Origin of the sequence: Staphylococcus sp. GDB20D11A (assembly GCF_016893255.1) — a bacterium.
GTDB classification, from domain to species: Bacteria; Bacillota; Bacilli; order Staphylococcales; family Staphylococcaceae; genus Staphylococcus; species Staphylococcus aureus.
The window spans coordinates 39,388-53,656 of the sequence record NZ_JAFEPJ010000017.1 but is presented as its reverse complement, the minus strand read 5'-3'; the positions used below and the strand labels follow the sequence as shown (position 1 = coordinate 53,656).

13 protein-coding genes and 1 pseudogene are annotated in these 14,269 nt (G+C 34.3%); 9 read left to right on the top strand and 5 right to left on the bottom strand.

What is annotated here, in order from left to right; all coding sequences use genetic code 11:
* Positions 1-3: 3 nt before the first annotated feature.
* The 3 genes from qoxC to qoxA are packed head-to-tail and all read right to left on the bottom strand — an operon-like array spanning position 4 to position 3,687.
* Positions 4-609, bottom strand: coding sequence for a cytochrome aa3 quinol oxidase subunit III (gene qoxC, locus JV528_RS09695; RefSeq protein WP_000017736.1), 606 nt, complete (start codon positions 607-609; stop codon positions 4-6).
* Positions 599-2,587: a cytochrome aa3 quinol oxidase subunit I gene (gene qoxB, locus JV528_RS09690; protein ID WP_001010762.1), complete on the bottom strand. Its 1,989-nt coding sequence runs from the start codon at positions 2,585-2,587 to the stop codon at positions 599-601. Before qoxB ends, qoxC begins: the two co-directional genes overlap by 11 nt.
* Positions 2,587-3,687: a cytochrome aa3 quinol oxidase subunit II gene (gene qoxA / locus JV528_RS09685; protein WP_000032836.1), complete on the bottom strand. Its 1,101-nt coding sequence runs from the start codon at positions 3,685-3,687 to the stop codon at positions 2,587-2,589. The genes qoxB and qoxA overlap by 1 nt, the downstream gene beginning before the upstream one ends.
* Before the next feature lie 304 nt (positions 3,688-3,991).
* On the opposite strand from qoxA, the pseudogene JV528_RS09680 reads away from it, so the two are divergent.
* A pseudogene (locus tag JV528_RS09680) lies at positions 3,992-4,112 on the top strand (hypothetical protein).
* A 147-nt stretch (positions 4,113-4,259) separates the two neighbouring features.
* Here JV528_RS09680 and JV528_RS09675 read toward each other — a convergent pair.
* Complete coding sequence (locus tag JV528_RS09675; protein WP_001037831.1) at positions 4,260-4,577, bottom strand: DUF5011 domain-containing protein; 318 nt, start codon at positions 4,575-4,577, stop codon at positions 4,260-4,262.
* Positions 4,578-5,304: 727 nt separating this feature from the next.
* The gene (gene folD, locus JV528_RS09670; protein ID WP_000225850.1) at positions 5,305-6,165 is read right to left on the bottom strand and encodes a bifunctional methylenetetrahydrofolate dehydrogenase/methenyltetrahydrofolate cyclohydrolase FolD; all 861 of its coding nucleotides are present in this window, start codon (positions 6,163-6,165) and stop codon (positions 5,305-5,307) included.
* A gap of 200 nt (positions 6,166-6,365) precedes the next feature.
* Between folD and purE the strand changes: the two genes are divergently transcribed.
* From purE to purM, 8 genes are read left to right on the top strand one after another with little or no spacing between them, the layout of a single operon-like run.
* Positions 6,366-6,848 (top strand): 5-(carboxyamino)imidazole ribonucleotide mutase, encoded by a 483-nt coding sequence (gene purE / locus JV528_RS09665; protein ID WP_001807178.1) that lies wholly within the window; start codon positions 6,366-6,368, stop codon positions 6,846-6,848.
* Positions 6,835-7,959 (top strand): 5-(carboxyamino)imidazole ribonucleotide synthase, encoded by a 1,125-nt coding sequence (purK, locus tag JV528_RS09660; RefSeq protein WP_041204362.1) that lies wholly within the window; start codon positions 6,835-6,837, stop codon positions 7,957-7,959. The genes purE and purK overlap by 14 nt, the downstream gene beginning before the upstream one ends.
* Positions 7,960-7,962: 3 nt before the next feature.
* Complete coding sequence (purC, locus tag JV528_RS09655; protein ID WP_041204363.1) at positions 7,963-8,667, top strand: phosphoribosylaminoimidazolesuccinocarboxamide synthase; 705 nt, start codon at positions 7,963-7,965, stop codon at positions 8,665-8,667.
* The gene (purS, locus tag JV528_RS09650) at positions 8,667-8,930 is read left to right on the top strand and encodes a phosphoribosylformylglycinamidine synthase subunit PurS (RefSeq protein WP_000848350.1); all 264 of its coding nucleotides are present in this window, start codon (positions 8,667-8,669) and stop codon (positions 8,928-8,930) included. Before purC ends, purS begins: the two co-directional genes overlap by 1 nt.
* Position 8,931: 1 nt before the next feature.
* Complete coding sequence (gene purQ / locus JV528_RS09645) at positions 8,932-9,603, top strand: phosphoribosylformylglycinamidine synthase I (protein WP_204177222.1); 672 nt, start codon at positions 8,932-8,934, stop codon at positions 9,601-9,603.
* Positions 9,596-11,785 carry a phosphoribosylformylglycinamidine synthase subunit PurL gene (gene purL, locus JV528_RS09640; RefSeq protein ID WP_204254828.1) on the top strand — a complete coding sequence of 730 codons (2,190 nt, stop codon included), beginning with the start codon at positions 9,596-9,598 and terminating at the stop codon, positions 11,783-11,785. The genes purQ and purL overlap by 8 nt, the downstream gene beginning before the upstream one ends.
* A complete protein-coding gene (gene purF / locus JV528_RS09635; protein ID WP_204177224.1) occupies positions 11,764-13,248 on the top strand; it encodes an amidophosphoribosyltransferase in 1,485 nt (494 codons plus the stop codon). The genes purL and purF overlap by 22 nt, the downstream gene beginning before the upstream one ends.
* Entirely contained in the window at positions 13,241-14,269 is a 1,029-nt protein-coding gene (gene purM, locus JV528_RS09630) for a phosphoribosylformylglycinamidine cyclo-ligase (RefSeq protein WP_044122287.1), read from the top strand. Before purF ends, purM begins: the two co-directional genes overlap by 8 nt.

The window sequence follows — 14,269 nt, the reverse complement described above, 5'->3', positions numbered from 1 at the left end:
TACTCATCCGCTATACACCATCCCTATCATATATACGGCAGTAAAGATGAAAACCCAAACAACATCTAAGAAGTGCCAGTATAAACTTACTATAAATAATTTTGGCGCATTATATTTGTCTAATCCGCGTCGTTGGATTTGGATTAATAAACAAATGGCCCAAACGATACCTAGCGATACGTGACAACCATGCGTTCCTAATAGGATAAAGAAACTAGACCAGTAAGAACCAATTGTTGGGTTAACGCCTTCTGATGCATAGTGTGCGAATTCATAAATTTCGAATCCAACAAAGACTAAACCTAAAAGTAACGTAATGATCATCCAAAACATCATTAACTTTTGTTTTTCTTGGCGCATGTAGTAAATAGCAATACCACATGTGTAAGAACTGAATAATAATGCAAACGTCATTATTAAAACAAGAGGCAATTCAAATAACTCAGTAGTCATTTTACCTGCATAATCGCCACCATGTTGCAAAGTTAATAGTGTCGCAAATAGGGTACCGAATAACGCAAATTCGGCTGTAATGAAAATCCAAAAGCCAAGCTTATTTAATTCGCCTTCATGTGTGCGTGAATCAATAGTGTTTGTATCATGACTCATGACTTACAGCCTCCCTTTCTTTAATACGCGCTTCTCTTAATCTAGCTTCAGTTTCAGCAACTTCAGCAGCAGGGATATGATATCCGTGATCGATTTGGAAACTGCGATAAATCATAGTACCAAAAATACCGAATAAACAAATTAATGCTGGAATTACAGTTTCGAAAATTAAGAAGAAACCGCCGATAGTCATAAAGATACCAATCCAGAATCCAACAGGAGTATTGTTTGGCATATGAATGTCTTTGTAATTATGGTTGTCTAAGTAATGACGACCATGTTCTTTCATATCAACAAATGTGTCGTAGTCATTCCAATCTGGTGTAATGGCAAAGTTGTATTTAGGTGGAATTGCTGATGCAGTAGTCCACTCTAGAGTACGACCAAGGCCATCCCAGTTATCTCCAGTTGCTTCACGTGGAGATTTGAAGTGACTGTATACGATACTAACAACAAGGAATAAGAATCCGATTGCCATTAATAATGCACCGATAGTTGAAATTAAGTTTAATAAGAACCAACCATCTGATGGCATATAAGTGTATAAACGACGTGGCATACCATCTAATCCAAGAATGAATTGTGGTAAGAAACAAACGTTAAATCCGATCATGAAGAACCAGAAGCACCATTTGTTTAATGTTTCGTTTAATTTGTAACCCATCATCTTTGGATACCAGAAGATTAAACCAGCTAAGCAGGCAAATACAACACCAGTAACCAATGTATAGTGGAAGTGAGCTACTAAGAAGTACGTATTGTGATATTGATAGTCAGCAGATGCCATTGCTAACATTACACCCGTAACACCACCTAAAAGGAAGTTAGGGATAAATGCTAATGAGAATAACATTGGTGACTCAAATGTAATACGTCCTTTATATAATGTTAATAACCAGTTAAACAATTTCACACCAGTTGGAATACCAATCAGCATTGTTGAAATTGAGAAGAATGAGTTGATTAATGCACCATTACCCATTGTGAAGAAATGGTGAACCCAAACTAAGAAACTAAGGAACGCGATACCGGCAGTTGCCCATACCATACTTTGATGTCCGAATAAACGCTTACGAGCGAATGTCGGGATAATTTCTGAGTAAATACCAAATGCTGGAAGGATAACGATATAAACTTCAGGGTGCCCCCATACCCAGAAGAAGTTAGCCCAAAGCATTGGCATACCGCCATGTGCAACTGTGAAGAATGCTGTGTCAAATATTCTATCAGTTGTCATTAATGCTAACGCTACTGTTAAAGGAGGGAAAGCAAGAATAACAATTAATGTAGTAATAAATGTTGTTACTGTAAACATTGGCATTTGCATAAACTTCATAGTTGGTGTTTTACATCTTAAAATTGTTACAAAGAAGTTGATACCTGTAGCTAAGGTGCCAAGCCCTGAAATTTGTATAGCTATTAAGTAATAGTTAACACCCGGACCAGGACTGAATTCACCTGCTAGTGGCGCATAGTTTGTCCAACCAGCTGCTGGTGAACCACCAATAATAAATGACAGGTTGAATAAAATCATACCTGCAAAGAATAGCCAGAAACTTACGTTGTTTAATACTGGGAATGCAACATCACGTGCTCCAATTTGTAATGGAACAACGATATTCCATAAACCAAAGATAAATGGCATTGCCATGAAGATAATCATGATTACACCATGTGTACTAAAAATTTCGTTATAGTGGTTAGATTCTAAAAATTTGTTATCAGGTACTGTTAATTGCGCACGAATAAGTAACGCATCAATACCACCACGGACGAACATTAATACGGCACAGATTAAATACATAATACCGATTTTCTTATGGTCTACAGATGTGAACCATTCTTTGTAAAGATATTTCCATAATTTAAAGTAAGTAATTACTGCGATTAAACCAATAACTAAGAATGGGGCACCAATTTGTGCCATTGTAATCATCCAGTTACCTTTAACTAGTAATTGATCCCATGGAAAATTCATTAATGTCCACCTCCATGATCATCATTGTCTTGATCTTGCGCATCTTTTGAAATTTTCTTCATTTCTTTCGCATTTTTCGATTCATCTTTCTTGAACTCATTGTTATATGGTTCGTCATTTCCAAGAATCATCAATTTCATACCATGTCGTTTATAGTTCGCATTTGTAATTTGAGCTTTACGAGCAGGTATTAATGGTTTGTCTGATACATCTTTAAACATATTTTCTTCACTAGTGAAGTTTGGATCTTTCAATTCGAAATTGAAACGTTTATATGCATAGAAGATGTATTCTGGATCGGCTGCTGGATCAACAAACGCCATATGTGTACCATTAAATTCTAAAGCTTTATTAGGTGTGCTTGGTAATAATTGTTTATCAAATGTATCTTGATCTAACGTTTTCTTACCTTTAACTTCTTTCACCCATTTGTCGTAGTCTTTTTGACTAACGGCATTTACTTTAAATGTTTGACGTGAGAATCCTTCACCATTGAAGTTAGAGTTACGACCTCTGAACGTACCAGTTTGAGATGCTTCTAACGTCCAATTCATTGTCATGCCAGTCATGGCATATTTTTGACCACCTAATTGTGGAATCCAGAAACTTGTCATTGTATCCATAGCTTGAAGCTTAAATACAACAGGACGATCTTTAGGGATTGTTAATGTATTAACAGTCTCTATATGTTCATCTGGATAAGCAAAGAACCATTTGTATCCTGCACTTACTGCATATACAACCATTGGATCTTTCTCACTCTTCGGTGGTTTTTCGTAATCGTACAAAGTTTTAACTGTAGGAATAGCTAAAGCAGCAACAATTATGATAGGTATTACAAACCATATTGTTTCAATGATGGCATTATGGTGCATCTTACCAGATTCGGCATTCTTATTATAACTATACTTGTAAATAAAAATGGCGAACATGCCAAGTACAACGAAACAAATAACAAGCATGAAGACGATTGAATAAAGAATCAAGAACTTCTGACTACTTGCTACTGGCCCTTTTGCGTTGAAAATTTCTATATTTGAACAACCACTAAGTAAAATTAGTGTGCCAAATAATAGAAGCAAAGACTTAAATTTTGACACTTTTTTGACCTCCTAATACTACAAATGTAGGGCTTAACATTAATTTTAAGTTATTACACAATATTTACAAGGGCTTATAGGAAAAAAATTAATAAAATTGTATCAAAAATGTTGATAAATCAAGGTGTGACGTGGGTTCACACATTTGTTAAAATTATGTGTACATTTTGTGACTAATAGCGTTTTTGAAAAAATTGCTTCATATTTAAAAGGGAAGTTGAGAATAGCTTTCAATTAAAGGTTAATTGAATGAAAATAAAAAAAGTTTGAAATTGTCTAATAAATTGAAAATGATGGCTATTTCATTGAAAGGAAGCGCAAACATTTTAATAAGGAATTTGCCAAAAGTAATTTAACGTTAAACAATGAAAAGTGGAAATTTGTTTGTTCAAAATCAAAACATTCTTTTTAAAAAGAGCAGTTAAGTTTTAATAATTTGATAGGTAGTCCTTTGGTATACAGAAAAAATACAATATTTGGGTTAAAGTTGCATATGAAGTTGGAATAACAAATAAAATGGTAGCAAAACATGTTCGTTTGCTACCATTTTATTTGCAGTATAGTGATGAGGGCTATTTAACCTCAATATACCTAGTGGAAATTTTAATTGCACCATCTGAATCAGTGACATGATATTTAATTTGATATTTACCAGATTTAGATGTATCAATTTGGCCATCGACTTTAATTTTATCGGTTAAATCTCCATCTTCTTTATCAAATGCACTTATGCCGTTTAGAAGGTTATAATCTTGACCTTTCTTAATAACGATATCATTAGCGCCTTTAATTTGTGGTGTAGTATTCGTCGTTGCATCTGCATTTAAATTTGGTGTTACTAGTGTAGCAGAAACACCGAGGGCTGATAATGACTGTAATAGTTTATTCATAATGTAACCTCCGAATGATAAGTCATTTCTGAGTTAGCTTTACTATACCTTAATTTATATTATTTACACATCATACTATAGTCCTAATCTTACCCTATAAAGAATGAAATTTAAATATAAATTTATAAATAATGAGGAAATAATTATTATTTTGAAAATCTGCCACAATTGTAAAATTAATAATTCCGGGATAATTTGAAATCAAATATAACTTTATTCGACAGTTTGAACTTAAATTATTGTGTATCAAAACAATAAGAAAAGGGAGGCGAAAATGATGAAGAACTACTAATGATTAATTATGTAGTAGTACTTTATCATAGTCACAGCTTCTGTGTTGGGGCCTCGCCGACTTGCATTGTCTGTAAAAATTGGGAATCCAATTTCTCTTTGTTGGGGCCACCACCCCAACTCGCATTGCCTGTAGAATTTCTTTTCGAAATTCTCTGTGTTGGGGCCCCTGACTAGAATTGAAAAAAGCTTGTTACAAGCGGATTTTCGTTCAATTAACTACTGTCTATATAAAATTGTAGAGCCTAGAACAATGTGAAATGAAATGCTCCCTTCAAAGCCTTCATTTTTTCAATGTCTACTTTGAAGGGAGCATTTGATTGATTAATGTCCCAGATTCTTCTTATTCATTGCAATTGCGAGATAATATTTAATGTGGATTAAAAGAGTTCATTAAAACTCAGATATTAATTCTCAGTACATAACTAATGTGAATTTACGAATCAACACCTCGACGCATTTTTTCTGCAAGCAAGGTATTATTTAATACCATTGTAATTGTTAATGGACCAACGCCACCAGGAACAGGTGTAATAGCTCCAGCAATTTCTTTAACCGCATCATAATCAACGTCACCTTTTAATTTGCCATTTTCATCTGGCGTATTGCCAACATCGATAATTACTGCTCCTTCTTTGACAACATCTTTTGTTACTAAACCAGGCTTACCAACTGCACTGACTATGACATCAGCATCTTTTAAATATGATGCCATATCCTTTGAACGAGAATGTAAGATTGTTACTGATGCATTTTTTTGAAGTAGTAACTTAGAAACTGGTTGACCGACAATATGACTTCGTCCAATTACTACTGCATTTTTACCTTCTAAATCAATATCAGCATGTTTTAATATTTCCATGATGCCGAGCGGTGTGCAAGGTACAAAAGTTTGTTCATCGATATATAATTTCCCTATATTTATTGGATGAAAACCGTCCACATCTTTATCAGGATTGATTGCTTCTAATATTTTCTGTTCGCTAACTTGTTTTGGTAATGGTACTTGTACCAAAATACCACTTACAGAATCATCATTATTTAGTCTATTTAGTTCGTTTAATACTTCTTCTTCAGTAGCTGTTTCTTCCAAATGTACGATTTCTGAAATCATACCAATTTTTTCAGCTGCTTTCTTTTTTGATCTAACATAACTTTGACTAGCGCCATCATTACCAACTAATATAACGGATAATTTAGGTGTAAAACCCTTTTCTTTTAGCGCTTCAACTTGACTTTGTAACCCCTGTCTGTAGTCTTTGGCAATTTGTTTACCATCTAAAATTTTAGCAACCATAAAAACTTCTCCTCCTATTGTCAATATCCTAACTTTGTTAGTTCATAAAACTAATTTACATAGCAAAAGACGTAAATTCAAACAAAAAATCAAAATAAAGTTCGATTTTTGATTGAAAAAGCAGAAATTGCTTGTTATGCTATATCTATAATATACAACTAAAGTAATTCACAATTCAAACTTTTGAAAGGGTGTACAAAGTGAAAGTAGCAGTCATTATGGGCAGTTCTTCCGATTGGAAAATTATGCAAGAGAGTTGTAACATGTTGGATTATTTTGAAATTCCGTACGAAAAACAAGTAGTATCCGCACATCGTACGCCAAAAATGATGGTTCAATTTGCTTCTGAAGCGAGAAAAAGAGGTATAGACATTATCATTGCAGGCGCTGGCGGTGCGGCACATTTACCAGGTATGGTTGCATCATTAACGACGCTACCAGTTATTGGAGTGCCGATTGAAACAAAAAGTTTAAAGGGTATAGATTCTTTATTATCAATTGTTCAAATGCCAGGAGGTATTCCGGTTGCAACGACTGCAATTGGTGCAGCAGGTGCTAAAAACGCAGGTATACTTGCAGCAAGAATGTTAAGTATTCAAAATTCTTCTTTAGTTGAAAAACTAAATCAGTATGAATCTTCGTTAATTCAAAAAGTGGAGGACATGCAAAATGAACTTCAATAAATTAAAGTTTGGTGCGACTATTGGCATTATTGGTGGTGGTCAGCTTGGAAAGATGATGGCACAATCAGCTCAAAAAATGGGTTATAAAGTGGCTGTATTGGATCCTGCTGAAGATTGTCCATGTAGATACGTTGCACACGAATTTATACAAGCCAAGTATGACGATGAAAAGGCACTCAATCAATTAGGACAAAAATGTGATGTGATTACTTATGAATTTGAAAACATTTCAGCCCAACAATTAAAACTATTATGTGAAAAGTACAATATTCCGCAAGGTTACCAAGCTATACAGTTATTACAAGACCGCTTAACTGAAAAAGAAACATTAAAAAATGCTGGTACCAAGGTTGTCCCATTCATTTCAGTAAAAGAATCTACAGATATTGACAAAGCAATTGAAACATTAGGATATCCTTTTATTGTAAAAACTAGATTTGGTGGTTACGATGGCAAAGGTCAAGTTTTAATTAACAACGAAAAAGACTTACAAGAAGGTTTTAAATTAATTGAAACTAGTGAATGCGTAGCTGAAAAATATTTGAATATCAAGAAAGAAGTATCACTTACTGTTACAAGAGGAAATAACAATCAAATCACTTATTTCCCATTACAAGAAAATGAGCATAGAAATCAAATACTTTTCAAAACAATTGTTCCAGCGAGAATAGATAAAACAGCTGAGGCGAAAGAGCAAGTTAATAAAATTATCCAATCGATTCATTTCATTGGAACATTTACAGTTGAATTTTTTATAGATACTAACAACCAATTGTATGTGAACGAGATTGCACCAAGGCCTCACAATTCCGGACATTATTCAATTGAAGCATGTGATTATTCACAATTTGATACTCATATTTTAGCAGTTACCGGACAATCATTACCAAATTCAATTGAATTATTAAAGCCTGCAGTCATGATGAACTTACTAGGTAAAGACTTAGATTTATTGGAAAATGAATTTAATGAACATCCAGAGTGGCACTTACATATTTATGGTAAGTCTGAGCGTAAAGATAGCAGAAAAATGGGGCATATGACTGTACTAACGAATGATGTAAACCAAACTGAACAAGATATGTACGCTAAATTTGAGGGGAGTAATTAAAGCATGACATTATTATATGAAGGAAAAGCGAAGCGCATTTTCTCAACAAATCAAGAAAATGAATTAAGAGTTGAATATAAAGATGAAGTTACTGCTGGAAACGGGGCTAAGAAAGACACGATGGCAGGTAAGGGGCGATTAAATAATCAAATTACTTCTATTATATTTAAATATTTACAAGAAAATGGAATAGAAAGTCACTTTATTAAGCAATTATCTGAAACAGAACAATTAGTTAAGCCTGTGAAAATAATTCCATTAGAAGTAGTTGTTCGTAATATTGCTAGTGGATCTATTACAAAGCGTTTAGGTATTGAAAATGGTGAAGTTTTTAGAGAACCACTTGTGGAATTTTTCTATAAAAATGATGCATTAAATGATCCGTTGATTACAGATGATCACATCAAATTACTGAATATTGCGACAGATAAAGATATTGAAACATTAAAAACGAAAGCGCTAGAAATTAATCAAGTATTAAAAAAATTAATGGATGCTATGAATTTAAAATTAGTAGATTTTAAAATCGAATTTGGAAAGACTGAGACTGGTCAAATTTTGTTAGCGGATGAAATATCTCCAGATACATGTCGAATTTGGGATAAAGCTACCAATGCAAACTTTGATAAAGATGTATATAGAAATAACACTGGATCACTGATTGAAACATATCAAATATTTTTAAACAAATTGGAGGATTTAAAATAATGAAAACAATTGAACTACATATCACATTACAACCACAAGTATTAGATACGCAAGGACAAACGCTTACTCGAGCTGTACATGACTTAGGTTATGCACAAGTGAATGATATTCGTGTAGGAAAAGTATTATATATGACAGTGGATGAGGTTAGTGATGAAAAGGTACACAACATTATTACAACTCTAAGTGAAAAATTGTTTGCAAATACAGTGATTGAAGAATATAGCTATAAAGTGTTAGATGATGAAAAGGAGAATGCATAAAATGAAATTTGCGGTTCTTGTTTTTCCAGGTTCAAATTGTGATAGAGACATGTTTAATGCTGCTATTAAAAGTGGTGTTGAAGCGGAATATGTAGATTATAGAGAAACATCACTAAGTGGATTTGATGGCGTACTTATTCCTGGTGGATTTTCATTCGGGGATTACTTAAGATCTGGGGCAATGGCTAGTGTAGCGCCGATTATTTCTGAAGTTAAACGTCTTGCAGCTGAAGGTAAGCCAGTATTAGGTGTTTGTAATGGATTTCAAATTTTAACTGAAATAGGTTTATTACCTGGTGCATTATTGCATAACGATTCACATTTATTTATTAGTAGAAATGAAGAGTTAAAAATAGTGAATAATCAAACGGCATTTACAAATCTTTATGAACAAGGTGAAAAAGTTATATATCCTGTAGCTCACGGTGAAGGTCATTATTATTGTACTGATGAAATATATCAACAATTAAAAGCTAACAATCAAATTATTCTGAAATATATGAATAATCCGAACGGTTCATATGATGATATTGCAGGAATTGTTAACGAAAAAGGCAATGTATGTGGCATGATGCCACATCCTGAAAGAGCTTTAGAAACGTTGTTAGGTACTGATAGTGGTGTGAAATTATTTGAAGCGATGGTAAAAAGTTGGAGGGAACAACATGTCTAAATTTATCGAACCAAGCGTTGAAGAAATTAAACTTGAAAAAGTATATCAAGATATGGGATTAAGTGATCAAGAATATGAAAAAGTTTGCGATATTTTAGGCAGACAACCTAACTTTACAGAAACAGGTATCTTTTCTGTTATGTGGAGTGAACATTGCTCTTATAAACATTCTAAACCGTTTTTAAAGCAATTTCCTACGTCAGGTGAGCATGTGCTTATGGGGCCAGGTGAAGGTGCAGGGGTAGTCGATATAGGTGATAATCAAGCCGTAGTATTTAAAGTAGAGTCTCACAATCATCCATCAGCAATTGAACCATATCAAGGGGCTGCTACAGGCGTTGGCGGAATCATTCGTGACATTGTCTCTATTGGGGCTAGACCTATTAATTTGTTAAACAGTCTTAGATTTGGAGAATTAGATAATAAACAAAACCAAAGATTACTTAAAGGGGTTGTAAAGGGTATCGGAGGTTATGGTAACTGCATTGGTATTCCAACAACTGCCGGTGAAATCGAATTTGATGAACGTTATGATGGCAATCCACTTGTTAATGCAATGTGTGTTGGTGTTATCAATCACGACATGATTCAAAAAGGCACAGCAAAAGGTGTAGGTAATTCGGTCATTTATGCTGGTTTGAAAACTGGTCGAGATGGTATTCATGGTGCTACTTTTGCATCTGAAGAATTGACGGAAGAAAGCGAAAGTAAACGACCTTCTGTACAAATCGGTGATCCATTTGTAGGTAAAAAATTAATGGAAGCAACACTTGAAGCAATTACATTTGATGAATTAGTTGGTATTCAAGATATGGGTGCTGCTGGTTTAACATCTTCATCATCTGAAATGGCGGCAAAAGGTGGTAGTGGTTTACATTTGAGATTAGAACAAGTGCCAACACGTGAGCCAGGTATTTCTCCTTATGAAATGATGCTTTCAGAAACTCAAGAACGTATGTTACTAGTTGTTGAAAAAGGTACTGAACAAAAATTCTTAGATTTATTTGATAAGCACGAATTAGATAGTGCTGTTATAGGTGAAGTTACAGATACAAATCGTTTTGTTTTAACATATGATGACGAAGTTTATGCTGACATTCCAGTTGAACCACTAGCTGATGAAGCACCTGTATATATTTTAGAAGGAGAAGAAAAAAATTATAATACTTCTAAAAATGATTATACACACATCGATGTTAAAGATACTTTCTTTAAATTACTTAAGCATCCGACTATAGCATCTAAACACTATTTATATGATCAATACGACCAACAAGTTGGTGCCAATACGATAATTAAGCCAGGACTTCAAGCATCGGTAGTACGTGTGGAAGGCACAAATAAGGCAATTGCTTCAACAATTGATGGTGAAGCGCGTTATGTATATAACAATCCATATGAAGGTGGAAAGGTGGTAGTAGCTGAAGCTTATCGAAATTTAATTGCCGTGGGTGCAACACCATTAGCAATGACAGATTGTTTAAATTATGGTTCTCCTGAAAAGAAAGAAATCTATCAACAGTTGATAGATTCAACGAAAGGTATGGCAGAAGCATGCGACATTCTTAAGACACCAGTAGTTTCTGGTAATGTATCTTTATATAACGAAACGAAAGGTACTTCTATTTTCCCAACACCAGTTGTTGGAATGGTAGGTTTGATTGAAAATGTAAATTATTTAAATGATTTTGAACCTCAAGTTGGAGATAAATTATATTTAATCGGTGATACTAAGGACGACTTTGGTGGTAGTCAACTTGAAAAGTTAATTTATGGCAAAGTTAATCATGAATTTGAGTCATTAGATTTGAGTTCAGAAGTTGAAAAAGGTGAATCAATCAAGACAGCTATTCGTGAAGGGGTATTATCACATGTTCAAACGGTTGGTAAAGGTGGCTTACTGATTACCTTAGCTAAACTAAGTGCGCATTACGGTTTAGGATTAAAGTCTTCAATAGATATAACAAACGCACAATTGTTTAGTGAGACGCAAGGCCGATATGTTGTTTCTGTTAAATCAGGTAAAACTTTAAATATTGATAATGCAATAGAAATTGGACTTTTAACAGATAGTGATAATTTCAAAGTAACAACACCATATACAGAGATTAGTGAAAATGTTTCAGATATTAAACAAATATGGGAAGGGGCAATTGCTCAATGTTTAACTACTCAGGATTAAACGAAGAATGTGGCGTGTTTGGTATTTGGAATCATCCTGAAGCAGCGCAACTAACATATATGGGACTTCATAGTTTGCAACATCGTGGTCAAGAAGGTGCAGGTATAGTTGTTTCTGATCAAAATGAATTAAAAGGCGAGCGAGGATTAGGCTTACTTACTGAAGCGATTAAAGATGACCAAATGGAACGATTAAAAGGATATCAACATGCAATTGGTCACGTCCGTTATGCTACTTCAGGTAATAAAGGTATTGAAAATATTCAACCGTTTCTGTATCACTTTTATGATATGAGTGTAGGTATTTGTCATAATGGTAACCTCATTAATGCTAAATCATTGCGTCAGAATTTAGAAAAACAAGGTGCTATCTTCCATTCGTCTTCTGATACTGAAGTCATTATGCATTTGATACGTCGAAGTAAAGCTCCTACTTTTGAGGAAGCGTTGAAAGAAAGTTTGCGAAAAGTTAAAGGCGGTTTTACATTTGCGATTTTAACTAAAGATGCGTTGTATGGCGCAGTAGATCCAAATGCTATCAGACCTCTTGTTGTAGGTAAAATGAAAGATGGTACATACATTCTTGCAAGTGAAACATGTGCAATAGATGTGTTAGGTGCAGAGTTTGTTCAAGATATTCATGCGGGTGAATATGTCGTGATTAACGATAAAGGTATTACAGTTAAATCTTATACACATCATACGACAACTGCAATTTCTGCGATGGAATATATTTATTTTGCGAGACCAGATTCAACGATTGCTGGCAAAAATGTTCATGCAGTGCGTAAAGCTTCTGGCAAAAAATTAGCCCAAGAAAGCCCTGTAAATGCTGATATGGTCATCGGTGTACCCAATTCATCGCTATCAGCTGCGAGTGGTTATGCTGCAGAAATAGGTTTGCCATATGAAATGGGACTAGTTAAAAATCAATATGTTGCAAGAACATTTATTCAACCAACTCAGGAATTACGTGAGCAAGGTGTGAGAGTGAAGTTATCTGCGGTAAAAGATATAGTAGATGGGAAAAATATCATTCTTGTTGATGATTCCATTGTTCGCGGTACGACAATTCGACGCATTGTGAAAATGTTAAAAGATTCTGGTGCAAATAAAGTGCATGTGCGTATAGCATCACCGGAATTTATGTTCCCAAGTTTTTATGGAATCGATGTTTCAACTACGGCAGAATTAATTTCTGCAAGCAAATCACCTGAAGAAATTAAAGATTATATTGGCGCTGATTCATTAGCATATCTATCTGTAGATGGGTTAATTGAATCAATTGGTTTAGATTATGACGCGCCATATAGTGGCTTATGTGTAGAAAGTTTCACTGGAGATTATCCTGCAGGGTTATATGATTATGAAGCAAATTATAAAGCACATTTAAGTCATCGACAAAAGCAATATATTTCTAAAAACAAACACTTTTTTGATAGCGAGGGAAATTTAAATGTCTAAAGCATATGAACAATCTGGTGTAAATATTCATGCTGGTTATGAAGCTGTAGAAAGAATGTCTAGTCATGTTAAACGTACGATGCGTAAAGAAGTTATCGGTGGTTTAGGTGGATTCGGTGCTACATTTGATTTATCACAATTAAATATGACAGCACCAGTTTTAGTTTCTGGAACAGACGGAGTAGGTACGAAATTAAAACTAGCTATCGACTATGGTAAACATGATTCGATAGGTATCGATGCAGTCGCAATGTGTGTTAATGATATTTTAACGACAGGTGCAGAACCATTATATTTTTTAGATTACATCGCTACAAACAAAGTTGTTCCTGAAGTTATTGAACAAATTGTTAAAGGTATTAGTGATGCATGCGTTGAAACGAATACTGCACTTATCGGTGGAGAGACTGCTGAAATGGGTGAAATGTATCACGAAGGCGAATATGATGTAGCCGGATTTGCAGTTGGAGCAGTTGAAAAGGATGACTATGTAGATGGTTCAGAAGTGGAAGAGGGACAAGTTGTTATAGGGCTTGCGTCAAGTGGCATTCATTCAAATGGATACAGTTTAGTGCGCAAATTAATTAATGAATCAGGCATTGATTTGGCATCAAACTTCGATAATCGTCCATTTATAGATGTCTTTTTAGAGCCAACTAAATTATATGTCAAACCTGTACTTGCTCTGAAAAAAGAAGTTTCTATTAAGGCAATGAATCATATTACTGGTGGAGGTTTTTATGAAAATATTCCACGTGCATTGCCAGCCGGATATGCTGCTAGAATTGATACTACATCATTTCCAACGCCAAAAATATTTGATTGGTTACAACAACAAGGCAATATAGACAAAAATGAAATGTATAACATTTTTAATATGGGTATTGGCTATACGGTTATCGTTGATGAAAAAGATGTATCACGCGCTTTGAAGATTTTAGCAGAACAAAATGTGGAAGCCTATCAAATTGGTCGTATTGTGAAAAATGAGTCAACTGCAATTGAATTGTTGGGGGTATAA